22 protein-coding genes and 1 pseudogene are annotated in these 21,700 nt (G+C 61.3%); 11 read left to right on the top strand and 12 right to left on the bottom strand.

What is annotated here, in order from left to right; translation table 11 throughout:
- Positions 1-34: 34 nt before the first annotated feature.
- From AC193Q_RS22275 to AC193Q_RS22265, 3 genes are all read right to left on the bottom strand, one after another.
- The gene (locus AC193Q_RS22275; RefSeq protein ID WP_121183286.1) at positions 35-943 is read right to left on the bottom strand and encodes a phasin family protein; all 909 of its coding nucleotides are present in this window, start codon (positions 941-943) and stop codon (positions 35-37) included.
- Positions 944-953: 10 nt separating this feature from the next.
- Positions 954-1,376, bottom strand: coding sequence for a phasin family protein (locus AC193Q_RS22270; protein ID WP_041074948.1), 423 nt, complete (start codon positions 1,374-1,376; stop codon positions 954-956).
- Positions 1,377-1,626: 250 nt separating this feature from the next.
- A complete protein-coding gene (locus AC193Q_RS22265) occupies positions 1,627-1,902 on the bottom strand; it encodes a polyhydroxyalkanoic acid system family protein (protein WP_003220859.1) in 276 nt (91 codons plus the stop codon).
- Between the two features lie 154 nt (positions 1,903-2,056).
- Here AC193Q_RS22265 and ubiE point away from each other — a divergent pair, with 154 nt between their 5' ends.
- From ubiE to AC193Q_RS22210, 11 genes and pseudogenes are all read left to right on the top strand, one after another.
- Positions 2,057-2,827 (top strand): bifunctional demethylmenaquinone methyltransferase/2-methoxy-6-polyprenyl-1,4-benzoquinol methylase UbiE, encoded by a 771-nt coding sequence (gene ubiE, locus AC193Q_RS22260; RefSeq protein ID WP_007961779.1) that lies wholly within the window; start codon positions 2,057-2,059, stop codon positions 2,825-2,827.
- Positions 2,827-3,450 (top strand): ubiquinone biosynthesis accessory factor UbiJ, encoded by a 624-nt coding sequence (locus AC193Q_RS22255; RefSeq protein ID WP_003220855.1) that lies wholly within the window; start codon positions 2,827-2,829, stop codon positions 3,448-3,450. The genes ubiE and AC193Q_RS22255 overlap by 1 nt, the downstream gene beginning before the upstream one ends.
- Positions 3,447-5,051 (top strand): ubiquinone biosynthesis regulatory protein kinase UbiB, encoded by a 1,605-nt coding sequence (gene ubiB / locus AC193Q_RS22250; protein WP_041071521.1) that lies wholly within the window; start codon positions 3,447-3,449, stop codon positions 5,049-5,051. Before AC193Q_RS22255 ends, ubiB begins: the two co-directional genes overlap by 4 nt.
- An 80-nt stretch (positions 5,052-5,131) precedes the next feature.
- A complete protein-coding gene (gene hisI, locus AC193Q_RS22245; RefSeq protein WP_003220851.1) occupies positions 5,132-5,533 on the top strand; it encodes a phosphoribosyl-AMP cyclohydrolase in 402 nt (133 codons plus the stop codon).
- The gene (locus AC193Q_RS22240; protein ID WP_007909355.1) at positions 5,526-5,858 is read left to right on the top strand and encodes a phosphoribosyl-ATP diphosphatase; all 333 of its coding nucleotides are present in this window, start codon (positions 5,526-5,528) and stop codon (positions 5,856-5,858) included. Before hisI ends, AC193Q_RS22240 begins: the two co-directional genes overlap by 8 nt.
- 25 nt (positions 5,859-5,883) lie before the next feature.
- Positions 5,884-6,165 carry a twin-arginine translocase TatA/TatE family subunit gene (locus AC193Q_RS22235; protein WP_095667754.1) on the top strand — a complete coding sequence of 94 codons (282 nt, stop codon included), beginning with the start codon at positions 5,884-5,886 and terminating at the stop codon, positions 6,163-6,165.
- Between the two features lie 10 nt (positions 6,166-6,175).
- Complete coding sequence (gene tatB, locus AC193Q_RS22230; protein ID WP_121183282.1) at positions 6,176-6,634, top strand: Sec-independent protein translocase protein TatB; 459 nt, start codon at positions 6,176-6,178, stop codon at positions 6,632-6,634.
- Positions 6,631-7,422 carry a twin-arginine translocase subunit TatC gene (tatC, locus tag AC193Q_RS22225; RefSeq protein WP_047290879.1) on the top strand — a complete coding sequence of 264 codons (792 nt, stop codon included), beginning with the start codon at positions 6,631-6,633 and terminating at the stop codon, positions 7,420-7,422. Before tatB ends, tatC begins: the two co-directional genes overlap by 4 nt.
- Positions 7,419-8,126, top strand: coding sequence for a 16S rRNA (uracil(1498)-N(3))-methyltransferase (locus AC193Q_RS22220; protein ID WP_047290878.1), 708 nt, complete (start codon positions 7,419-7,421; stop codon positions 8,124-8,126). Before tatC ends, AC193Q_RS22220 begins: the two co-directional genes overlap by 4 nt.
- Positions 8,127-8,317: 191 nt before the next feature.
- Positions 8,318-9,379 (top strand): annotated as a pseudogene (locus tag AC193Q_RS22215) (methyl-accepting chemotaxis protein); the annotation flags it as partial.
- Positions 9,362-10,234, top strand: a complete 873-nt coding sequence (locus AC193Q_RS22210) for a methyl-accepting chemotaxis protein (RefSeq protein WP_419188549.1) — start codon at positions 9,362-9,364, stop codon at positions 10,232-10,234. The pseudogene AC193Q_RS22215 and the gene AC193Q_RS22210, both read left to right, overlap by 18 nt.
- 154 nt (positions 10,235-10,388) lie before the next feature.
- Here AC193Q_RS22210 and AC193Q_RS22205 read toward each other — a convergent pair whose 3' ends face one another.
- The 9 genes from AC193Q_RS22205 to AC193Q_RS22165 form a co-directional block, all read right to left on the bottom strand.
- A complete protein-coding gene (locus AC193Q_RS22205; RefSeq protein WP_041071506.1) occupies positions 10,389-11,123 on the bottom strand; it encodes an amino acid ABC transporter ATP-binding protein in 735 nt (244 codons plus the stop codon).
- Positions 11,116-12,075 (bottom strand): amino acid ABC transporter permease, encoded by a 960-nt coding sequence (locus AC193Q_RS22200; protein WP_121183277.1) that lies wholly within the window; start codon positions 12,073-12,075, stop codon positions 11,116-11,118. The genes AC193Q_RS22205 and AC193Q_RS22200 overlap by 8 nt, the downstream gene beginning before the upstream one ends.
- A 182-nt stretch (positions 12,076-12,257) precedes the next feature.
- Positions 12,258-13,055 carry a transporter substrate-binding domain-containing protein gene (locus AC193Q_RS22195; protein ID WP_095667758.1) on the bottom strand — a complete coding sequence of 266 codons (798 nt, stop codon included), beginning with the start codon at positions 13,053-13,055 and terminating at the stop codon, positions 12,258-12,260.
- A gap of 267 nt (positions 13,056-13,322) precedes the next feature.
- Positions 13,323-15,893 (bottom strand): glucans biosynthesis glucosyltransferase MdoH, encoded by a 2,571-nt coding sequence (mdoH, locus tag AC193Q_RS22190; RefSeq protein WP_121183275.1) that lies wholly within the window; start codon positions 15,891-15,893, stop codon positions 13,323-13,325.
- Positions 15,886-17,670, bottom strand: a complete 1,785-nt coding sequence (locus tag AC193Q_RS22185; protein WP_161794907.1) for a glucan biosynthesis protein G — start codon at positions 17,668-17,670, stop codon at positions 15,886-15,888. The genes mdoH and AC193Q_RS22185 overlap by 8 nt, the downstream gene beginning before the upstream one ends.
- Positions 17,671-18,133: 463 nt before the next feature.
- Positions 18,134-18,571 (bottom strand): D-aminoacyl-tRNA deacylase, encoded by a 438-nt coding sequence (gene dtd / locus AC193Q_RS22180; protein WP_483878791.1) that lies wholly within the window; start codon positions 18,569-18,571, stop codon positions 18,134-18,136.
- Positions 18,568-19,539 carry a prolyl aminopeptidase gene (pip, locus tag AC193Q_RS22175; RefSeq protein WP_121183273.1) on the bottom strand — a complete coding sequence of 324 codons (972 nt, stop codon included), beginning with the start codon at positions 19,537-19,539 and terminating at the stop codon, positions 18,568-18,570. The genes dtd and pip overlap by 4 nt, the downstream gene beginning before the upstream one ends.
- Before the next feature lie 104 nt (positions 19,540-19,643).
- Positions 19,644-20,561, bottom strand: a complete 918-nt coding sequence (locus AC193Q_RS22170; protein WP_483878790.1) for an alpha/beta hydrolase — start codon at positions 20,559-20,561, stop codon at positions 19,644-19,646.
- The gene (locus tag AC193Q_RS22165) at positions 20,561-21,508 is read right to left on the bottom strand and encodes a choline ABC transporter substrate-binding protein (RefSeq protein WP_483878789.1); all 948 of its coding nucleotides are present in this window, start codon (positions 21,506-21,508) and stop codon (positions 20,561-20,563) included. The genes AC193Q_RS22170 and AC193Q_RS22165 overlap by 1 nt, the downstream gene beginning before the upstream one ends.
- Positions 21,509-21,700 lie beyond the last annotated feature (192 nt).

The raw sequence follows: 21,700 nt of genomic DNA, 5'->3' as shown, positions 1-21,700 counted from the left end.
TCACAGGCCGGGCGTTTTGTTTTGCCCTGAAAAATCAGGACTGACTGGTTGGCGTCGACGGAGTCGATGCCGCAGTCGGGGTCGCTACCGGGGTCGGTGCAGCGGCGGAGTTCGACGCGCTGGCCGGGGTTGCCGGGGTTGCAGGCTTGGCTGCCGGAGCGGCCGGTTTTGGCGCGGCGGCTTTTGGCGCGGCCGGTTTTTTCACTGCCGGTTTTTTCGCCGCAGCCGGTTTGGCCGCAGGCTTGGCAGCCGGTTTCGCGGCTGCGGTTTTCGCTGCTGGCTTGGCGGCTGGTTTGGCCGCGGACTTGGCCGCAGGTTTCGCAGCGGCTTTGGCAGCAACCGGTTTCGCGGCAGCCTTGGCAGCGGGTTTGGCAGCCGCCGTTTTAGCAGCAGGCTTGGCGGCAGCGGTTTTTGCCGCTGGCTTGGCTGCAGCTTTCGCGGCGGGTTTCGCCGCCGCTTTGGCCAGTGGCTTAGCGGTCGTTTTGGCTGCCGGTTTGGCCGCTGCGGTTTTCGCTGCAACCGGTTGGGTTTTCAGACCGGTGAGTTTCTCGATCTGCTTGGTCAGAGTCTCGACCTTGCTGTGCAGCGCTTTCACTTCATTGCGGCTTGGTACACCCAGGCGCGAAATCGCGCTGTTCAGGCGCTTGTCGAAAGCCCCTTCCAGCTCGTCCCACTTGCCCAGTGCACGATCTTTCACGCCGCTGATGCGCGACTTGGCCGACGAAGCGGAGTCCTTGGCGGCATCGACTTTCTTGCCGACTGCCGACTTGGTGAGCTTCTCGGCTTTCTCGCCGTCTTTGACCAGTGACTCGAAGAGCTTGCTGCCGTCAGTGTCGATCTTCGAGTACACGCCTAAACCAGCCAGCCAGATTTTGCGGGAGTAGTCTTCGACTTTCCCAATCCACGAGCTGCCTTCTTTATCGGTGTTCTTTTTACCAGCCATCCCGTTCTCCTTAAGATTTACGCGCGACGCGTTCGAGCAATGCCGTCAGCTCATCGAGCTTAGCAGAGAGTGTCTCAACGTCATGTTTAGACGGAATGCCGATACGATTCAAGGCGCTTGCCACACGGGAGTCGAACGCCTTCTCGACCTTGTCGAGCTGAACTTCGACACGACCTTTGAACGAGCTGACTTCACCCTTGGCTTCATCGATCTCGGCGTTGGCGGCTTCAAGTTTTTCGGTGACGGCTTTTTTGCCTTTCTTTTCAACAGTTTGACCAGCCTTGATCAACTCTTGAAAGTAGTCGCTGCCCTCTTGGCCGACCTTGGCGTAGGCACCCAGGCCTGCCAGCCAGATCTTGCGGGCATAGGATTTGACGTCGCTCAGAGCAGAAGTCGAAGCGTCGATTTTTTTCTTCAGAATGACTTTGGCCATGGTGCACCTCACGCGCAGAAGGTTTGAGGAACTGCCCGCAGATGTGTCGGGCTCAGGCACAAAGTAGGGAGAAAAATTAGAAACGGCACCCTAACAACTGACATAAACAGTCTGCAGGACAAACACGAACCCTTGTGGGAGCGGGCTTGCCCGCGATGAGGCCGGCACATCCAGAATTTTCGTTATCTGACCCAACGCCATCGCGGGCAAGCCCGCTCCCACAGCGATTCGGGATTGAGAAAAACCGCGATCAGACCAGCGCTTTATCCAGCGCCTTCTCGATCTCGGCTTTGATCATGCCGCTCATGGCCGACATCATGATGCCCAGCTCCACATCGACACGGATCGAATCGTCAGCCACATGCACCGCGCCTTTCACGCCCGAGCGCTTGAGGTTCAGGGTGTCGCCCGACCACTGCGGCTCCAGGCCATATTGATCAGAGAGTTTCTGCGCCAGCTTGTCGGCCTTCTCGCGGGCGGCTTCCTTGCCCAGGCTGTGGGCACGCTCAACACTGATTTTGGCCATTGAATGACTCCTGCTTGATGAATGGGTGTCGGTAAATCTTGACCGCGTCTGCGGCAAATCGTCCCGAAGGTTGCCCATCTTACCTTTAGCCATTCCAAGACAAAGCATGGCTTGGGGATTAGAATGTCGCGCATTCTCTTTTGGTGACAGCGATATGACTGATCAGCGCAAAGGCAGCGATGCCGAACCCACCACTCACTTCGGCTTCAAAAACGTTCCGGAAAGCCAGAAAGCGGAAAAAGTCGCTGAGGTGTTCCACTCGGTAGCCGCGAAATACGACCTGATGAACGACCTTCTGTCGGGCGGCATGCACCGTCTGTGGAAGCGTTTCGCGATCGAACTGTCCGGTGTGCGTGCAGGCAATCGCGTGCTCGACATCGCCGGCGGTACCGGTGACCTGACCAAAAAGTTCTCGCACCTCGTAGGCCCGACCGGCCAGGTGGTGCTGGCCGACATCAACGAATCCATGCTCAAGGTCGGTCGTGACCGCCTGCTGGATCTGGGTGTGTCGGGCAACGTCGAATTCGTCCAGGCCGATGCGGAAAAGCTGCCGTTCCCGGATAACCATTTCGACTGCGTGACCATCGCCTTCGGCCTGCGCAACGTGACGCACAAAGAAGACGCCCTGCGGTCGATGCTGCGCGTGCTCAAGCCCGGCGGCCGTCTGCTGGTGCTGGAATTCTCCAAGCCGACCAACGCACTGATGTCCAAGGCGTACGACGCCTACTCGTTCGCCTTCATGCCGTTGATGGGCAAGCTGATCACCAACGACTCGGAAAGCTATCGCTACCTGGCCGAATCGATCCGCATGCACCCGAATCAGGAAACCCTGAAATCGATGATGGTCGACGCCGGTTTCGACCGTGTGACCTATCACAACATGACCGCAGGCATCGTCGCCCTGCACCGCGGCATCAAGCCCTGATGTTGCTCACCGGGCTGCTCGCCAGCGTCGAACTCGGCCTCAACCGGGTGCTGCGTCTCGACAGCACGGCGCTGCCGCGACTGGCGCATCTGACTGGCAAAGTGATTGCCGTGGATTGCCGCAGCCCGGCGCTGCAACTGTTCATCCTGCCCAGCGATGAGGGCCTGATGCTCGCTTCGCACTGGGAAACCGGCGTCGATTGCACCCTGCGCGCGCCCGCTTCCAGCCTGGTGAAACTGGCCGTGAGCAAAGACAAGACCGCGGTGCTGCACGCCCCGGAAGTCGAGCTCGACGGTGACAGCGGTGTGTTGCTAGAACTGGCCGGCGTGTTGCAGGACCTCGAGCTGGACTGGGAGTACGAACTCTCGCGCTGGCTCGGCCCGGTCGCCACGCAACTGATTGGCGGTCACCTGCGCAGCCGCGCGCGCTGGTATCAACAAGGATTTGCCAGCCTCAACCAGAACCTCGCCGAATACCTCGCCGAAGAATCGCGCACCCTCGTCGGCCAGCGCGAAGCCGAAGCGCGGTTCAGCGAACTGGACCGGATCAAACTTGATCTGGAACGTCTCGAGGCGCGTTTCGAGCGCCTTTCCCGATCCCTCGACCCAAGCGATAACGCATGAAGCTGCTTGCCGTCCGCCGTCTGTTGCGCATCCAGCGCGTCGTGATCCGCTACCGCCTCGATGACCTGCTGTTCGAGCTGCCGTTGCCCTGGTTTCTCCTGGCGCTGCGCTACGTGCTGCCGTGGCGCTGGTTCCCGCGCAAACCGCTGGAGCTGAACCGTGGCGCGCGCCTGCGTCTGGCGCTGCAGGATCTGGGGCCGATCTTCATCAAGTTCGGGCAGATTCTCTCGACCCGCCGCGACCTGCTGCCGGAAGACATCGCCGATGAGCTGATGCTGCTGCAGGACCGTGTGCCGCCGTTCGATTCGCAGCTGTCGATCAAGTTGATCGAAGAGCAACTGGGCAAGAAAATCAGCGACGTGTTCAGCCGCTTTGACGTCGAACCGCTGGCCTCGGCTTCGGTGGCGCAGGTACATGCTGCACAGCTGAAAACCGGCGAAGAAGTGGTGGTCAAGGTGATCCGCCCAGGCCTGAAACCGGTGATTGCCCAAGACCTGGCGTGGCTGTTCATCCTCGCCCGCGCCGCCGAAAAGATCTCCGCCGATGCCCGCCTGCTGCACCCGGTGGACGTGGTGCAGGACTACGAAAAAACCATCTACGACGAACTCGACCTGCTGCGCGAGGCGGCGAATGCCAGCCAGCTCAAGCGCAACTTCGAAGGCTCGCCGCTGCTCTACGTGCCGCAAGTCTATTGGGACTGGTGCCGGCCGAAAGTGCTGGTCATGGAGCGCATCTACGGGATTCAGGTAACGGATCTGGCGACCCTCGCCGACCAGCGCACCGACATGAAAATGCTCGCCGAACGCGGCGTGGAGATCTTCTTCACCCAGGTGTTCCGCGACAGTTTCTTCCACGCCGACATGCACCCGGGCAACATCTTCGTCAGCACCGTCAACCCGTGGAGCCCGCAGTACATCGCGATCGACTGCGGCATCGTCGGCAGCCTGACCCCGGAAGACCAGGACTACCTGGCGCGCAACCTGTTCGCCTTCTTCAAGCGCGACTACCGCCGTGTCGCGCAATTGCACATCGATTCGGGCTGGGTGCCGGCGGAAACCAAACTCAACGAATTCGAAGCGGCGATCCGTACCGTGTGCGAGCCGATCTTCGAAAAACCGTTAAAAGATATTTCATTTGGCCAGGTGCTGATGCGCCTGTTCCAGACCGCGCGACGCTTCAACATGGAAGTCCAGCCGCAGCTGGTGCTGCTACAAAAGACCTTGCTGAACATCGAGGGCCTCGGCCGTCAGTTGTACCCGGATCTGGATCTGTGGAACACCGCACAACCGTTCCTTGAACGCTGGATGCGCGAGCGCGTCAGCCCCAAAGCCTTGATCGGCAACGTGCAGAGCCAGTTCGAACAGCTGCCGCACCTGGCCAACATGGCCCGTGATCTGCTCGAACGCATGTCCCAACCGCACGCCTACGACCCGCCGCCCCCGTGGCACAAACGCAAGGACGACTGGTTCCTGCGCCTGCTCGGCAGTGCGCATCTGGCGGGCGGTACCATCCTCGCCGCCGGCGGCCCGCTGCACGAACTGGGGCATTGGCCGGCCGGCATCATGGTGGCCGTCGGCTTGTATCTGGTCGTTCGCCGATAGCCAGTTCGCTGATCGGCTGGCACACTGTTTCAACGCCTGAACCCGACTATTGAAGTGCGGGTTCGCTGTCGGAGTCGAAGATGAAAAACTGGCTGGACGAGATCAAGTGGGACGCCGATGGCCTGGTGCCGGCGATTGCCCAGGATCACAAGACCGGACGCGTGCTGATGATGGCCTGGATGAACCGCGAAGCGCTGGAGCTGACCGCTGCGGAAAACCGTGCAATCTACTGGTCACGTTCCCGTGGCAAGCTGTGGCGCAAGGGCGAAGAGTCCGGCCACGTACAGACCCTGCATGAAATGCGTCTGGACTGTGACGCCGACGTGATCATCCTGATGGTCGAACAGATTGGCGACATCGCTTGCCATACCGGCCGCCAAAGCTGCTTTTACCGCGTTTACGAAAACGGCGACTGGAAAACGGTCGACCCGGTTCTGAAAGACCCGCACGCCATTTATTCCGCAGGACACAAACATGAGTGACACCCTGACTCGCCTGGCCGAAGTGCTCGAAGAGCGCAAAGGCGCAGCGGCCGACAGCTCATATGTAGCTAGTCTGTATCACAAGGGCCTGAACAAGATTCTGGAGAAAGTCGGCGAAGAGTCGGTCGAAACCATTATTGCCGCCAAGGACGCCGCCATCAGCGGTGACTGCAGCGATGTGATCTACGAGACTGCCGACCTGTGGTTCCACAGCATGGTCATGCTCGCCCAGTTGGGGCAGCATCCGCAGGCCGTGCTGGATGAACTGGATCGCCGCTTCGGCCTGTCCGGACACGTCGAGAAAGCCTCGCGTCCGTCCGCCTGAACAATTTTTAGAGAGGAACAGCAACATGGGCATTTTTGACTGGAAACACTGGATCGTCATTCTGGTAGTCGTGGTGCTGGTGTTCGGCACCAAGAAACTGAAAAACCTCGGCACCGACGTCGGTGAGTCGATCAAGGGTTTTCGCAAAGCCATGAACGACGATGAGAAACCCGCCGCCGATCCGACCGTAACGCCTGCGCAGCCGGTACCACCGGTGCAGCCGCAAGCCTCCGCTCAGGCCAACCCGCCGCACACCATCGACGTGCAGGCGCAGAAAGTCGAAGAGCCGATCCGCAAAGACGTGTGAGCACTGACTAATGTTTGGTATCAGCTTCTCTGAACTGCTGCTCGTCGGCCTCGTCGCCCTGCTGGTGCTGGGCCCCGAGCGTCTGCCGGGCGCTGCGCGCACCGCCGGCCTGTGGGTCGGCCGGCTGAAGCGCAGCTTCAACGCGATCAAACAGGAAGTTGAACGTGAAATCGGTGCCGACGAGATCCGTCGGCAACTGCACAACGAACACATCCTGTCGCTGGAGCAGGAGGCGCGGAAGATCTTCACGCCACCGGTTCAGCAGGAGCCGACGCCGGTTGAGCATGTGGGTGAGCAGACGATTCATGCGCCAGCTGTAACAGCTCCGACACCTGCACCTGCCGCCGCTGTAGCGCCGCCAGCCCCCGTGCCGACTGCTACAGAAACTTCGGTTGAACACGTATCTCCAACCGCCGCGCCGATCACACCTGCGCCTCACGACACCACTTTGCCGCCGCGAGCCCCATGAGCGATCTCCCCGAAAACGACCAGCACATGCCGCTGGTATCGCACCTCACCGAGTTGCGCACCCGCCTGCTGCGTTGTGTAGCGGCGGTGTTCATCATCTTCGCCGGGTTGTTCGCCTTCACCCAGCAGATCTACACCTTCGTCTCGACGCCGCTGCGCCAGTACCTGCCGGCCGGTGCGACGATGATCGCCACGGATGTGTCGTCACCGTTCCTCACGCCGCTGAAGCTGACGATGATGGTCTCGCTGTTCCTCGCGATTCCGGTGATCCTGCACCAGATCTGGGGTTTCATCGCGCCGGGCCTGTACAAGCATGAGAAACGCGTCGCCGTGCCGCTGCTGGTGTCGAGCATCCTGCTGTTCTACACCGGCATGGCGTTCGCCTATTACTTCGTGTTCCCGCTGATCTTCAAGTTCTTCGCCGCGGCCACTCCGGCCGGCGTGGAAATGATGACCGACATCACCAGTTACCTCGACTTTGTGATGACGCTGTTCTTCGCCTTCGGCGTCGCGTTCGAAATCCCGGTGGCCGTGGTGCTGCTGGTGTGGATCGGCGTGGTCGACGTCAAATACCTGAAGAAGATCCGTCCGTACGTGATCATCGGCTGCTTCGTGGTCGGCATGATCCTCACGCCGCCGGACATCTTCTCGCAGACCCTGCTGGCCGTGCCGATGTGGATGCTGTTTGAAATCGGCATTCTGTTCGGCAGCCTGGTCAGCAAACGCGAACGCCCGGACGAAACGCCGGCTGACGATCACAACGACCAGCCGCCAGCGACCCAGGCATGAACCTGCTGTTGCTCGAAGAGGCCGACTTCATCGCGGCCGACCGCGTCGTGCTGCGTGACCGGCGCCTGACGCACATGCAGGAAGTGCATCGATCCGAAGTCGGCGACAGCCTGCGCGTCGGGCGCATCAATGGGCTGATGGGTTCGGCTGAACTGCTGCGCCTCGAGGCCGGCGAAGCCGAGTTGCGCGTCAGCCTCGATCAACCGCCACCGGCCAAGCTGCCGCTGACGCTGGTACTGGCCCTGCCACGGCCGAAAATGCTGCGCCGGGTGTTCCAGACCGTGGCGACCATGGGCGTGTCGAAGGTGATTCTGGTCAACAGCTACCGGGTCGAGAAGAGTTTCTGGCAGACGCCGTTTCTGGAGCCGGAGGCGATTCGCGAGAATTTGATCCTCGGCCTCGAACAGGCCCGCGATACCGTGGTGCCGGACATCATTATCGAGAAGCGCTTCAAGCCGTTCGTCGAAGACCGACTGCCTGCGATAACCGAAGGCACCCTCGGCCTGGTCGGCCATCCTGGCAATTTTCCGCCGTGCCCGCGCGCGTTGAGCGAACCGGTAACGCTGGCGATCGGCCCCGAAGGTGGCTGGATTCCTTACGAGATCGACCTGCTTGCCAAGTCCGGCCTGCAACCGGTGCAACTGGGCGAGCGCATCCTGCGCGTCGAAACCGCCGTCACCGCCCTGCTCGCCCGCCTGTTCTGACACACCTCTCCCTGGAGGAGCTGCCGCAGGCTGCGATCTTTTGATCTTGTTTTTTTAACAGCAAGATCAAAAGATCAGCCTGCGGCAGCTCCTACACAAGGGCGGTGTCGGACAAATCGGGTTACAGATTGCCATCACCCAGCCGATACAGTCCCCATAAGTCCAATTAGTGGTCCGAGGGGAGTCGTCGCATGTACCGTTGGTTAGCCGAGAATCTTGGAAACGTCAGCGTCAAACGCAAGCTGGGTATCGGTTTCGGCCTGGTGCTGTTGCTCACCCTGTTGATCACCTTTACCGGCTGGACCGGCATGAGCGGCATCATCAGCCGTGGCGACAAGCTCGGCTTCATCTCCAGCCTCAATGAACTGACCAAGGACCTGCGCCTGGCCCGTCTGGACTATGAAGCTCGTCGCGGCGAACAAGGCCCGGGCGCGGTCAACGAACTGCTGAGCAAGCTCGACAGCGGCCTGCAAACCGCCCGAGGCCTGATCGAACAACCAGCCGATGCCGCCAGAGTCGACCAGCAACTGGCCGCCGTCGCCGAATACAAACGCGCCTTCGCCGAGATGGTGCAGGCCGGGGCCAACCGCGAAGACGCCCGCAGCAAACTCGGCGCCACCGCCGACAACGCCGTGGCCAAGGTCGCCGAAGTGGAAAAATCAATGCTCCAGGGCGACAGCATTGCGCAGTTCAACGCGGTGATCGACCTGAGCAAACTGATCCAGCAAGCGCGCTTCCAGGTGCGTGGCTATACCTACAGCGGCAAGACCGAAGCCGAACAACCTGCGCTCGACGCCATCGACAACGCCCTGAAAAACCTCGAAACCCTGCCGGCCAAGCTACCCGAGCAGTATATCGCCAACCTGCAACAGGCCACTGATTCGCTCAAGGCTTATCGCGCGGCGGTCAGCCAGTTCCGCGACTCGCAGGTCGCCAGTGCCAAGGCTCTGGCCCGCATGTCAGCTCAGGGCGACATCCTGCTCGACGTCAGCAAGCAGCTCACGCAATCGCAAACCGTGGTGCGCGACACCGATGCCGCGCACGCCAAGAACATGCTGATCATCGCCACCTTGCTCGCCTTAGCCTTCGGCTTGCTGGCCGCATGGGCGATTACCCGGCAGATCATCATTCCGCTGAACCAGACCCTGAAAGTCGCCGAACAGGTGGCCGCCGGCGACCTGACGCATAATCTGGTGTCGCAGCGCCGCGACGAACTCGGCCAGTTGCAGCGCTCGATGCAGAGCATGACCCAAGGTCTGCGCGAGCTGATCGGCGGCATCAGCGACGGCGTCACGCAGATCGCCAGTGCCGCCGAAGAGTTGTCTGCCGTCACCGAGCAGACCAGCGCCGGGGTCAACAATCAGAAAGTCGAGACCGACCAGGTCGCCACCGCCATGAACGAAATGGCTGCCACGGTGCAGGAAGTCGCGCGTAACGCCGAGGAAGCTTCGGAAGCGGCCGTCGCTGCTGACCAGCAGGCCCGCGAAGGCGACAAAGTGGTGGGTGAAGCCATCGCGCAGATCGAGCGCCTCGCGACCGAGGTTGGCCACTCCACCGAGGCCATGGGCGAACTCAAGCGCGAGAGTGACAAGATCGGCAGCGTGCTCGACGTGATCAAGTCGGTGGCCCAGCAAACCAACCTGCTGGCGCTCAACGCCGCCATCGAGGCGGCGCGTGCCGGTGAAGCCGGGCGTGGCTTTGCGGTGGTCGCCGATGAAGTGCGCAGCCTCGCCCAGCGCACGCAGAAGTCCACCGAAGAAATCGAAGAGCTGATCGTCGGCCTGCAGACCGGCACCCAGCAAGTGGCGACGATCATGGACAACAGCCGCAGCCTGACCGACAGCAGCGTCGAACTGACCCGCCGCGCCGGTGGCTCGCTGGAAAGCATCACCCGTACCGTGTCGGCGATTCAGGCGATGAACCAGCAGATTGCCGCAGCGGCAGAGCAGCAGAGCGCCGTGGCTGAAGAGATCAACCGCAGTGTGCTGAATGTGCGGGATGTATCGGATCAGACGTCGGCGGCAAGTGAAGAGACGGCGGCGTCGAGCGTTGAGCTGGCGCGGCTGGGGACGCATCTGCAGATGCTGGTGGGGCGGTTCAAGGTTTGAGGTGATCCATCAACCTCGGTTCACTGTGGACCGAGGTGATGCTATCGCTGGCAAGCCAGCTCCCACAGGTTTGCAGTCGTTCACAAAGTTCGTGTTCAACCCATTTACTGTGGGAGCTGGCTCGCCAGCGATGGCGTCCGGGAGAACGCCGCCGTTACAAGACCTGACGCAGGAAAGCCTGCGCCCGCGGATCCTTCGGCGCATCGAAGAACTCCGCCGGGGACGCATCTTCCAGCAATTTGCCGTGATCGAAGAACAGCACCCGATCCGCCACTTCCCGGGCGAAGCCCATTTCGTGGGTCACGCAGACCATGGTCATGCCTTCCACGGCGAGGTTCTTCATCACGTCCAGCACTTCACCGACCATTTCCGGGTCGAGGGCCGATGTCGGCTCGTCGAACAGCATCACTTTCGGGTCCATCGCCAGCGCCCGGGCAATCGCTACGCGCTGCTGCTGACCGCCGGACAGACGTGACGGGTATTCGCGGGCTTTTTGCGCGATACCGACCTTCTCCAGCAACGCCAAGGCCTTGGCTTCACTTTCCTTCTGCCCGCGCTTGCGCACGACCTTCTGCGCCAGGCAGAGGTTTTCCAGCACGGTCATGTGCGGGAACAGGTTGAAATGCTGGAAGACCATGCCGACTTCGCGGCGGTAGGCGTTGACGTCGGTTTTCGGGTCGGCCAGTTGCAGGCCGTCGATGCTCACCGAACCCGAGTCGAACGCTTCCAGGCCATTGAGGCAGCGCAGGAAGGTCGATTTGCCGGAGCCGGACGGGCCGATCACCACCAGCACTTCGCCCTTGGCCACTGTGGTGGTGACGTTATCCACCGCCCGCACTACCTGACCACGGGTGTCGAAGACTTTTACCAGATCGCGGACTTCAATCACTTTGCGCGAGCCTCCGCTCTAGCCGGCTGGCGATTTTCGACAGCGGCAGGTTGATCAACAGGTACAGGCCGGCGACGCAGAACAGGATTTCAAACGGCGAGAACGAGGTGGTGATGACTTCACGGCCGCTTTTCAGCAGCTCGGTAATCGCAATCACCGACACCAGCGAGGTGTCCTTGACCAGACTGATGAACTGTCCGGCCAGCGGTGGCAGCACGCGTTTGAACGCTTGCGGCAGCACCACATGGCGCATCGACTGGCCGGCGCTCAGACCCAGCGAACGCGCCGCTTCATTCTGGCCACGGGCAATCGACTGCACGCCGGAGCGGATGATCTCGGCCACGTAGGCGCCGGTAAACAGCGACAGCGCGGCGATCCCGGCGAACTCGCGGGACAGGTTCATCACCGTGCCGATGAAGAAGTAGAAAATGAAGATCTGCACCAGCAGCGGCGTGCCGCGCACAAGTTCGACGTAGATGCTCGACAGGTCGCGCAGGGTCGGGTTGCTCGACAAGCGGCACAGCCCGGTGACCAGGCCGATCAGCAGACCGAGTACCCCAGACACCACCGACAGCCACAGCGTGGTCCACAGCCCCCACAGCAGCGGCCCTGCCGCCCAATGCCGGGTTACGCCTACGACGTCACCTTCGGCCACCTCGTCGCCCTGAGCGAATTGCAGGCTGTTTTCGTCGACGGTCAGGTGCTGCTCGTCACCGGCGTCGTTGCGCAGGGTGACCTGCGCGCTGCCGCCCTTGCGCACCAGTTCGGTGACGGTGGAGATGTCGCTGGCGCGCTGGGACTCTTCGGCCTGATAGGCGAAGTACTGCGGCACGCGGTTCCAGCGCCATTCGTAGGACATCAGCGACGTGGCGTAATACAACGCGCCCGCCAGGCCGACCAGCACCAGCACGGTCAGGACGTGCCAGGGCCATTGGGCTTTTTTCTGTTTCATCTAAGAGCAAATCCATATCGATCAGGATGCTCGCTCCCTCTGTGGCGAGGGAGCTTGCTCCCGCTGGGGTGCGCAGCAGCCCTGAAATCAGCCACCGCGCAACGTCGGGTACAACGAGTCAACCGGTTTACGACTGCTTCGCAGCCGAGCGGGAGCAAGCTCCCTCGCCACAACGACCGGGCTTATTCCATGTCCTTGAGCCACTCGGTGCTCTTGAACCACTTGTCATGAATGCGATCGTAGGTGCCGTCTTCGTGGATCTGGTGCAGGAAGTTATTGATGAAGTTGAGGCTGTCGTAATCACCCTTCTTCAGACCGAAAGCCAGCGGCTCGTAGGTGAACGGCTTGTCGAGGAACACCAGTTTGCCGGCGCCGACCTTGTTCACCGCGACCACGTTGTACGGTGCGTCGTAGATGAACGCGTCGGCCTTGCCGTTGACCACGTCGAGCACGGCTTCCTGCTCGTTGTCGTAGCCGTGGTACTTGGCTTTGGCGATCAGCTTCTTGGCGACCATCTCACCGGTGGTGCCGAGCTTGGAGGTGATGCGGTAGTCGGCGGTGTTCAGGTCTTTATAGGACTTGATGGTGCCTTCCAGCTCCTTGCGGATCAGCAAGGTCTGGCCGACCACGATGAACGGTTCGCTGAAGTTCAGGCGCAGGTTGCGCTCCTGGGTCAGGGTCATGCCGCTGCCGATCATGTCGAACTTGTCGGTCATCAGCGCCGGGATGATCCCGTCATAACCGGTGGAGACCAGTTCCAGCTTGACGCCCATGGCCTTGGTCATGGCTTTGAGGATGTCGACTTCGAAGCCGATGATCTCGCCGCGCTTGTTGGTCATTTCGAACGGCATGTAGGTCGGATCCATACCGACTTTCAACGTGCCGCGCTTGACCGCATCATCGATTGCACCGGCGTGCGCCGCATTGACTGCAACCAGTGCCGTGACGCCGACCAGCAGCATCGACAGATACTTCTTCATCTTCAAGTCCCCAAAACCATTGCATGTGCGGCGCGAAAACCAGCCGTGATGGGCAAAAATGCCCGGGTGCGCCAATTCGGGGACGGATGCTAACGCACTCGTCCGTTTGCACAAGGTTTTTTGCGGGGATTTGTTGTTGCAGGGAGGGTTTTGAAAGCAAAAGATCGCAGCCTCCGGCAGCTCCTACAGGTGTGCGCATAACCCTGCAAGAGCTGCCGAAGGCTGCGATCTTTTAAAAAAAAAGCCCCGCATTGGCGGGGCTTTTTCTTAGGCCGGCTGAGCCTGCATGCTCAGCGGTCGCAACGGCAGCAGCGGCGCGTGGGGATCGGCTTTCACCGAGGCCCGCCATGCGTCCAGCCACTCGGCGTGACCTTCGGCCCACACCTGCTCGTGCAGACGGGCCAGGGCCACCGGATCGCTCAGCAGTTGCAGGCGATCATGGTTGTTCAGCCCCGCCGGACCGACCTTGATCGCGTGACGCACACGCTCCTGACGCAGCCACTCGATCGGCTCGGCCTGACCGTGACGGGCCGTCGCCAGCGAACACGCCAGGGCGTTCTGCTGCGGATCAACTACGGCGCGGATGAAGCCGTCGTTCAGCGCGTGCCAACGGTTTTCATGGGTGTACTGATCGGTGGCCAGCAGTGCCTGTGGCGGATTGTATTCCTCGGGGATGAGGAACAGGCTCTCGTCACGGGACTTGAGGCCCAGACCGACACGACTGGAAATCACCGACACCGGGATCGACAGCATCAGCGAACCGACGATCGGCACCAGCCACCACAGGAAGCTCGGGTTCAGCCAGATCACCAGCAGCGCCCAGCAGAAACCCAGCAAGGTCTGCGGACCGTGGCGCTTGACCGCCTCGCTCCATGGCGTGGAGTCGTCGTCACGCTGCGGCGAGTTCCAGGTCGCGGCCCAGCCGAGGAACGCGGCCAGGACGAAACGGGTGTGGAAAATCATCCGCACCGGCGCCAGCAGCATGGAGAACAGCATCTCCAGCAGCATCGACAGGGTCACCTTGAACTTGCCACCGAACTCTTTCGCGCCCTTGGCCCAGATCAGGATGATGCTCAGCAGTTTCGGCAGGAACAGCAGCACAATGGTCGTCGAGAACAGCGCGATCGCCTTGTCCGGGTGCCATTGCGGCCACAGCGGATAAAGCTGACGCGGTTCCAGGAAGTACTGTGGCTCCATCAGCGTGTTCACCGCCAGCAGCGCGGTCGACAGCACCAGGAAGAAGAACCACAACGGTGCCGACAGGTACGACATCACGCCAGTCAGGAACACCGCACGGTGCACCGGGTGCATGCCCTTGACCAGGAACAGGCGGAAGTTCATCAGGTTGCCGTGGCACCAGCGACGGTCACGCTTCAGTTCGTCGAGCAGGTTCGGCGGCAGTTCTTCGTAGCTGCCCGGCAGATCGTAGGCAATCCACACGCCCCAACCGGCACGACGCATCAGCGCGGCTTCAACGAAGTCGTGGGACAGAATCGCCCCGGAAAACGCACCTTTGCCCGGCAACGGCGCCAGGGCGCAGTGGTCGATGAACGGCTTCATGCGAATGATCGCGTTGTGACCCCAGTAGTGGGATTCACCCAACTGCCAGAAGTGCAGACCGGCGGTAAACAGCGGACCGTAGACGCGGGTGGCGAACTGCTGCATGCGCGCATACAGCGTGTCCATGCCCGACGCACGTGGCGCGGTCTGGATGATCCCGGCGTCCGGCGTGGCTTCCATCAGGCGCACCAGACTGGTCAGGCACTCGCCGCTCATCACCGAGTCGGCGTCGAGCACGACCATGTACTTATAGTCACCGCCCCAACGACGGCAGAAGTCGTCGAGGTTGCCGCTCTTGCGTTTCACACGACGGCGACGGCGGCGATAGAAGATCTTGCCGAAGCCCTTGGCTTCGCGGCAGACGTCCAGCCAGGCCTGTTGCTCGGCGACGCAGATATCGGTGTCGTTACTGTCGCTCAGGACGAAGAAGTCGAAGCGATCCAGATCACCGGTGGCCGCGACCGACTCGAAGGTGGCGCGCAGACCGGCGAATACCCGAGGCACGTCTTCGTTGCAGATCGGCATCACCAGCGCAGTACGAGCGTCTTTCGGAATCGGCTCGTTGCCGGCGCTTTTGCCGGAGATACGGTATTTGTCGTGACCGGTGAGCAACTCGAGGAAGCCCATCAGCGCCGTCCAGAAGCCGGCCGACACCCAGCAGAACAGAATCCCGAACAGAATCAGGATGCTGGTTTGCAGCGCATACGGCAGCACTTGCGTGGCGGTTTGCAGCAGCGGCTGGTGCAGGACCTCTTCAAGATCGACGAACGACCAGCCCTGGTACGGCATGATGCCTTTCATGTACCAGCCGGCGACGATGGTCTGGCCGAGCATCAGCAGCAACAGAATATAGCGACGGATCGAACCGACGGTGCGCCAGCGCGCGGCCGGCAACACATTCGCATCTTTTGGCGGCTGCGGCGGGTTGGTGCGACCGGTCAGACGGCGCCAGCCACGCACCAGAATATTGGTGCGCCAGGGTTCCGGCACGACTTTGGTCCGGTGGATGGGCGGCGTCGCCTTCATGGCGACCCGGCCGCTGGCGTCGAGCACCAGCATCTCCGCCTCTTCCAGTTCCTCTGCGGTGCTCAGGGTCAGGCGCTTGCCCACCGAAGCCTGGGCGGCTTCGGTAGGGGCGTCGAACGTTGGCGACGACAGGCGCTGGTGCAGTTCGCTGAAAGACTGGCAGCCCGCGAGTTCCGCGCGCTGCTCGTCGGTCATCGGCAGATGCGCCAGATACTCCGACAGAGTTTCTGGCTGTACTTGAGAGTTACTCATCGGCAGGCAACTGATAGCTCCAGGTCTCGGTCAGGACTTCTTCAGTCGGTGCCGATTCCGGTGTGGCTGGGGCCGCGTTCGCAGCCGCTGGCTGCTTGGCGTCTTTGTTGGCCTTGTCCTTGGCATCTGCGGCGGGCTTGGCGTCGGCCTGTTTGGCTTCAGCGGCCTTGGCTTCCTTGTCTTCCTTCTCTTGTTGCTTGGCGGCGATCTTGTCAGCCTTGGCCACCGACGAATTCGACGCCGGTACCGAAGATTTGGCCAGATCAGCGGTGACCACTGGCTGGACCAGGGCAGCACGCATCTCGGTGGACTTGCTCGCGTCCTTGATCTTCATCCGCAGGGTCAGGCGCCAGCCCTTGGTTTCCGGGTTGTAGCGCACGCTGTTCTCGACCAGCTCGGCGTTATCGCCAACGCTGACCTGACTGCGCACGTCGGCATCCGGCGCCAGGGCTGCCAGCGATGGACCTTCGAAGTCGACCAGGTAGGCAACGCTGCCGTCCGGCTGACGAATCAGGTTCGACTGCTTGACGTCACCGGTCGAACGCAGGGTCTGCTTGACCCAGGCACTGTCGGGGGCGTGAATCGCCGCTTCGTCCATGGTCCAGTGCAGGCGGTAGGCGAAGTCCAGCGGCTTGCCCGGCTCCGGCATGGTTTCCGGGCTCCAGAACGCAACGATGTTGTCGTTGGTTTCGTCGGCGGTCGGAATCTCTACCAGATCAACGGTGCCCTTGCCCCACTCGCCCTTCGGCTCGATCCAGGCACTTGGACGCTTGTCGTAGCGGTCGTCGAGGTCTTCGTAGTGGCTGAAGTCGCGGCCACGCTGCAGCAGACCGAAACCACGCGGGTTCTCGACGCTGAAGTTGCTCACGGCCAGGTGTTTCGGGTTGTTCAGCGGACGCCAGATCCACTCGCCGTTGCCGGCATGGATCGACAGACCGCTGGAGTCGTGCAGTTCACGACGGTAGTTGAGGACTTTCGACGGCTGGTTGGCGCCGAACAGGAACATGCTGGTCAACGGCGCGATGCCCAGTTTGCCGACCTTGTCACGCAGGAACATCTGCGCCTTGACGTCGACAATGGTGTCGCTGCCCGGACGCAGGATCAGCCGATAGGCACCGGTGGCGCGCGGCGAATCGAGCAGGGCGAAGATCACCAGGTGCTTGTCGCCCGGCTTCGGCTGCTGAATCCAGAACTCGCGGAAACGCGGAAACTCTTCGCCCGACGGCAGCGCGGTGTCGATCGCCAGACCACGGGCCGACAGACCGTAGGTGTGACCCTTGCCGACGACGCGGAAGTAACTCGCGCCAAGCATGGTCATGATTTCGTCTTGCTTGTCGGCCTTGTTGATCGGGTACAGCACGCGGAAACCGGCGTAGCCCAGCTGCTCGGTGGCCTTCGGATCGAACTTGAGGTCGCCGAAATCGAAACGGGTCGGATCGTATTTGATCTCTTCGACGGTGTTCGCCGTGATTTCGTTGATTTTCACCGGCGTATCGAAGTGCATGCCCTGGTGATAGAAGGACAGCTTGAACGGGGTCTTCTGATCGGCCCACTCAGCCTTTTCGGTGAGGAAGCGGATTTTCTGATAGTCCGCGAATTTCATGTCGCGGAATTCGTTCGGCAGGTTGCTGCGCGGGGCTTCGAACTTCTGCCCGGCGAGCTCTTTAGCCTTGGCTGATACATCGTCAAGATTGAACGCCCAAAGCTGGCCGGCGCTGAGCAGGCACAGGAGCGCCGAACCCGCTACCAGGGCACTTCGCATGCGTTTGGCAGACATTTTTGCTGCATTACAGGGACTAACAATCACGAGCAACCCTCGCCGAAAACAGATCAAAAAACCAACGGCCAGCAAGCCGTCTGTGTGGCCATTTTCGTCAGCTTATTTCGGTTCCAGAGAGCCAGATACTGCGTTGCCGCTCCTCGCCATAGCGGGCTATGACTCGTCGCGGCGCCTTGTCTCTGGCTCCCTGGCCCTCGAAATAATGCTGACAAAAATGGCCGTACAGACCGCTCATGCCAGGTTGGCGAGCATTGTTCCGACTCCGCTGGGGCAAAATGATTCCCCAATCGGATCCAGACAAGTCTCTACCTAAGTCAAAAATGGACCAGCGAACGCTGATCCCCATAGCGCGCGATTATCTAGTAGCCCGCGTGACAACGCATCAGGGGTAACAAAGTATTTATCGCGAAAAACGCCTGTTTTCAGTCGAAAAGCCCTTGAAAAGATGTTTCAAGCGCTTTCATGTCTGTAACAGGAAGGTGACCGGGCCATCGTTGACCAGGTGCACCTGCATATCCGCGCCGAATCTACCTGATGCCACAGTGCCATGCATCTGTTTAGCTTTGCTGAATAGATAGTCGAACAATTCCTCGCCCAATGCCGGAGGGGCTGCGGTCGAGAAACTCGGACGCAACCCGCTCTTGGTGTCGGCAGCCAGGGTGAACTGAGAGACCAGCAGCAACCCGCCGCCCACATCCGCCAGGGACAGATTCATCTTGCCCTCGGCGTCACTGAATACCCGATAGTTAAGCAGCTTATGCAGAAGTTTGTCGGCACTGGCACGGGTGTCGTCGGGTTCGACCGCCACCAGCACCAGCAAACCCTGATCCACCGCGCCGACTATTTCTCCCGCGATTTCGACCCGCGCACCGCGCACGCGCTGTAGCAGCCCCTTCATGCTTCTTCGGGCGGCAGATCGAGCAGGCGGCGGGCCATGTTGCTCGCGGCACGCACCAGCGCGTCGGTAATGCCTGGCTCGGAGGCGGCGTGGCCAGCATCGCGAATCACCTGCAGCTCGCTGTTCGGCCAGGCCTGATGCAATTCCCAGGCGTTGTCCAGCGGACAGATCACATCGTAGCGACCGTGAATGATCACCCCCGGCAGATGAGCGATCTTGCCCATGTCGCGGATCAGCTGGTTCGGCTCGAGGAACGCATTGTTGGTGAAGTAGTGGCATTCGATCCGCGCAATCGACAGGGCGCGCTGCGGTTCGGAGAACCGGTCGACCACCAGCGGGTTCGGCCGCAGGGTTGCGGTGCGCCCTTCCCACGTCGACCAGGCCTTGGCCGCGTGCATCTGGGCGATCTGATCGTTACCGACCAGGCGCTTGTGGAAAGCGCCGAGCAGATCGTCGCGCTCGTCCAGCGGGATCGGTGCGATGTAGTCCTGCCAGTAATCAGGAAACAGACGGCTGGCACCGGCCTGATAGAACCATTCGATTTCCTGCGGACGGCAGAGAAAGATCCCACGCAGGATCAGACCGTGTACGCGCTCGGGGTGGGTTTGCGCGTAGGCCAGCGCCAGGGTCGAGCCCCACGAACCGCCAAACAGCACCCATTTGTCGATGCCCAAGTGCTTGCGGATACGCTCGAGGTCGGCGACCAGATCCCAGGTGGTGTTGTTTTCCAGGCTGGCGTGGGGGGTGGAGCGTCCGCAGCCGCGCTGGTCGAAGGTGACAATGCGATACAGGTTCGGGTCGAAATAGCGACGGCTCTGCGCGTCGCAACCGGCGCCGGGACCACCGTGGATGAACACCACCGGCAAGCCTTCCGGCGAACCGCTTTCGTCGACGTACAGCGTGTGGGTGTCATCGACAGCCAGATCGTGCCGGGCATGGGGTTTGATCTGCGGAAACAATGTCTGCATTGCGTGCTCCGTAAGGGGTCGAGGTCATCCCTGGGGGGACTTCTATTATTCTGCCGTCCGGCATCATAAACCCGATTTACATCAATGAGCATGCCCGCACGCAGTCACAATTTGTCAGCCATGAACCTCAACAGGTTTTCGTAGAGCCGGTCGACCTCGGCGACCTGACCTCGCGCACGCAAACAACCGTGCACCAGCCCTTCGCCGTAATAAAGCGAAGCGTCGGTGCCGGCGCTGGCCAGTCGTTCAGCGTAGCCCACGCCGTCGTCGCGCAGCGGATCGAATTGCGCCACGGCGATCCAGGCTGGCGGCAATCCACTGAAATCGTCAGCGAGCAGCGGCATGGCATAAGCATCCGGCCGAGGGCTGCCGCGCAGGTATAACGCGTGATAGCTGTGCACATCATGGCTGCCGAGCAACGGTGCATCGGCGCATTCGCTGCGTGACGGCAACCGGTCGTCACCGCCAAGGCCGGGATAGATCAGCACTTGAGCCGCCGGCATCGCCTCGTCGGCATCGCGCAACGCCAGGCACAACGCGGCGGCGAGATTGCCACCGGCGCTGTCGCCGGCTACCAGCAGTTTCTGCGGGTCAAACCAGAACGGCCCGCTGCGCAACGCGCGCCAGACACTCAGGCAATCCTCGAACCCCGCCGGGTATGGCTGTTCTGGCGCCAGCCGATAATCCACCGCCACCACCATCGCACCCAGCGCCATGGCCAGTTCGAAACAGATGAAGTCGTGCGAGTCGAGCCCTCCGACGACCCAACCACCACCATGTAAGTACAACACGCAAGGCCAGCCGCTGACCGGTGGCTTGAGCGGCGGCCGATAGGAGCGCACCGGTACGCCGCTCAACTGGAAGTCGACGACCTCCAGCCCTGCGGGCCGTTCAGGGGTGAAGGCCCGACACATGGCGTCATAGGCCTGGCGCAGTCCTGCGAGACTGCTGTCATCACTGACGAAACTTTCGGTTCGGGTAACGAAGGCCGCCATGGCCGGCGTCAGCGGATAATGGCTCATCAGTTTTTCAGACTGGCCTGAACGGCCCCCACGCCATCCTTGCCATCGAAACTGCTGACCCCGGCCAGCCAGCGCTGCAGATCCTCGGGGTGTTCACGCAGCCAGTTCTTCGCCACTTCCTGCGGCGTCTTGCGCGCCATGATCGGTACCATCAGCTGGCTTTCCTGGGCGGCCGTGAACGTCAGGTTTTGCAGCAGGCGATGGACGTTCGGGCAACGTTCGGCGTAATCCGGCGCGGTCACGGTGGACACGGTGGCGGCGCCTTCGTTGGGGCCGTAGACGTCTTCGCTGCCGGTCAGGTAGGTGATCTTCATGTTGATGTTCATCGGGTGCGGGGTCCAGCCGACGAACACCACAAACTCTTTGCGATTCACCGCGCGTTGCACAGCGGCGAGCATGCCTGCCTCACCGGACTCGATGATCTTGAAATCCTTCAGACCGAAATGGTTGGTCTCGATCATGTTCTTGATGGTGGTGTTGGCCCCGCTGCCCGGCTCGATGCCGTAGATCTTGCCGCCCAACTGATCCTTGAACTTCGCGATGTCGGCAAAGGTTTTCAACCCGGCCGCCGCCACATAATCCGGTACCGCCAGCGTCGCCTGTGCATCCGCCAGACTCGGTTTGTCCAGGACTTTGACCTGGTTGGCAGCGAGGAAGGGCGCAATGTTGTTGTCCATCGCCGGTTTCCAGTAGCCGAGGAAGATGTCCAGACGCTTGTCGCGAATGCCGGCAAAGATGATCTGCTGCACTGCGCTGGTCTGCTTGCTGTCGTAGCCGAGACCATTGAGCAACACATCGGCCATGCCGCTGGTGGCGATCACGTCGGTCCAGTTGACCACGCCCATGCGCACGGTTTTGCAGGAGGCGTCGTCATTGGCCATGACGCCAGCGCTGAACAGCGCGCAGCCGGTGAAGATTAACGCACAACGAGTGAAGAGCTTTTTCATTCGGGGGTTCTCGTGCGGCAGCGGATTATTGTCAGGTCGGTGTCTGGTGCACCGTGGCCGCAACATTACGCAGGCGACGAGAGAGAAAGATGAACGGTGGCGACTGTGTTTTGCACAGCGGCGACCCGGACGGAACACCGCCCCCTCGTGGGAGCAAGCTTGCTCACGAATGCGGTGAATCAGTCACCTCAT

The organism is Pseudomonas sp. F2 (assembly GCF_057174385.1).
Note: the sequence above shows the minus strand (reverse complement) of the source record. Positions and strands in the feature narration are given on the sequence as shown.

What these genes read in the sequence shown, in the direction of transcription:
- tatC (WP_047290879.1), top strand. Translation starts at nt 6,631, where the DNA reads ATGAGCGATCTCCCCGAAAACGACCAGCACATGCCGCTGGTATCGCAC.
- tatB (WP_121183282.1), top strand. Translation starts at nt 6,176, where the DNA reads ATGTTTGGTATCAGCTTCTCTGAACTGCTGCTCGTCGGCCTCGTCGCC.
- AC193Q_RS22165 (WP_483878789.1), bottom strand. Translation starts at nt 21,508, where the DNA reads ATGAAAAAGCTCTTCACTCGTTGTGCGTTAATCTTCACCGGCTGCGCG.
- AC193Q_RS22270 (WP_041074948.1), bottom strand. Translation starts at nt 1,376, where the DNA reads ATGGCCAAAGTCATTCTGAAGAAAAAAATCGACGCTTCGACTTCTGCT.
- AC193Q_RS22210 (WP_419188549.1), top strand. Translation starts at nt 9,362, where the DNA reads ATGCAGAGCATGACCCAAGGTCTGCGCGAGCTGATCGGCGGCATCAGC.
- dtd (WP_483878791.1), bottom strand. Translation starts at nt 18,571, where the DNA reads ATGAAGGGGCTGCTACAGCGCGTGCGCGGTGCGCGGGTCGAAATCGCG.
- AC193Q_RS22275 (WP_121183286.1), bottom strand. Translation starts at nt 943, where the DNA reads ATGGCTGGTAAAAAGAACACCGATAAAGAAGGCAGCTCGTGGATTGGG.
- pip (WP_121183273.1), bottom strand. Translation starts at nt 19,539, where the DNA reads ATGCAGACATTGTTTCCGCAGATCAAACCCCATGCCCGGCACGATCTG.
- AC193Q_RS22255 (WP_003220855.1), top strand. Translation starts at nt 2,827, where the DNA reads ATGTTGCTCACCGGGCTGCTCGCCAGCGTCGAACTCGGCCTCAACCGG.
- ubiB (WP_041071521.1), top strand. Translation starts at nt 3,447, where the DNA reads ATGAAGCTGCTTGCCGTCCGCCGTCTGTTGCGCATCCAGCGCGTCGTG.
- AC193Q_RS22170 (WP_483878790.1), bottom strand. Translation starts at nt 20,561, where the DNA reads ATGAGCCATTATCCGCTGACGCCGGCCATGGCGGCCTTCGTTACCCGA.
- AC193Q_RS22195 (WP_095667758.1), bottom strand. Translation starts at nt 13,055, where the DNA reads ATGAAGAAGTATCTGTCGATGCTGCTGGTCGGCGTCACGGCACTGGTT.
- AC193Q_RS22235 (WP_095667754.1), top strand. Translation starts at nt 5,884, where the DNA reads ATGGGCATTTTTGACTGGAAACACTGGATCGTCATTCTGGTAGTCGTG.
- AC193Q_RS22200 (WP_121183277.1), bottom strand. Translation starts at nt 12,075, where the DNA reads ATGAAACAGAAAAAAGCCCAATGGCCCTGGCACGTCCTGACCGTGCTG.
- hisI (WP_003220851.1), top strand. Translation starts at nt 5,132, where the DNA reads ATGAAAAACTGGCTGGACGAGATCAAGTGGGACGCCGATGGCCTGGTG.
- AC193Q_RS22220 (WP_047290878.1), top strand. Translation starts at nt 7,419, where the DNA reads ATGAACCTGCTGTTGCTCGAAGAGGCCGACTTCATCGCGGCCGACCGC.
- ubiE (WP_007961779.1), top strand. Translation starts at nt 2,057, where the DNA reads ATGACTGATCAGCGCAAAGGCAGCGATGCCGAACCCACCACTCACTTC.
- AC193Q_RS22265 (WP_003220859.1), bottom strand. Translation starts at nt 1,902, where the DNA reads ATGGCCAAAATCAGTGTTGAGCGTGCCCACAGCCTGGGCAAGGAAGCC.
- mdoH (WP_121183275.1), bottom strand. Translation starts at nt 15,893, where the DNA reads ATGAGTAACTCTCAAGTACAGCCAGAAACTCTGTCGGAGTATCTGGCG.
- AC193Q_RS22240 (WP_007909355.1), top strand. Translation starts at nt 5,526, where the DNA reads ATGAGTGACACCCTGACTCGCCTGGCCGAAGTGCTCGAAGAGCGCAAA.
- AC193Q_RS22185 (WP_161794907.1), bottom strand. Translation starts at nt 17,670, where the DNA reads ATGTCTGCCAAACGCATGCGAAGTGCCCTGGTAGCGGGTTCGGCGCTC.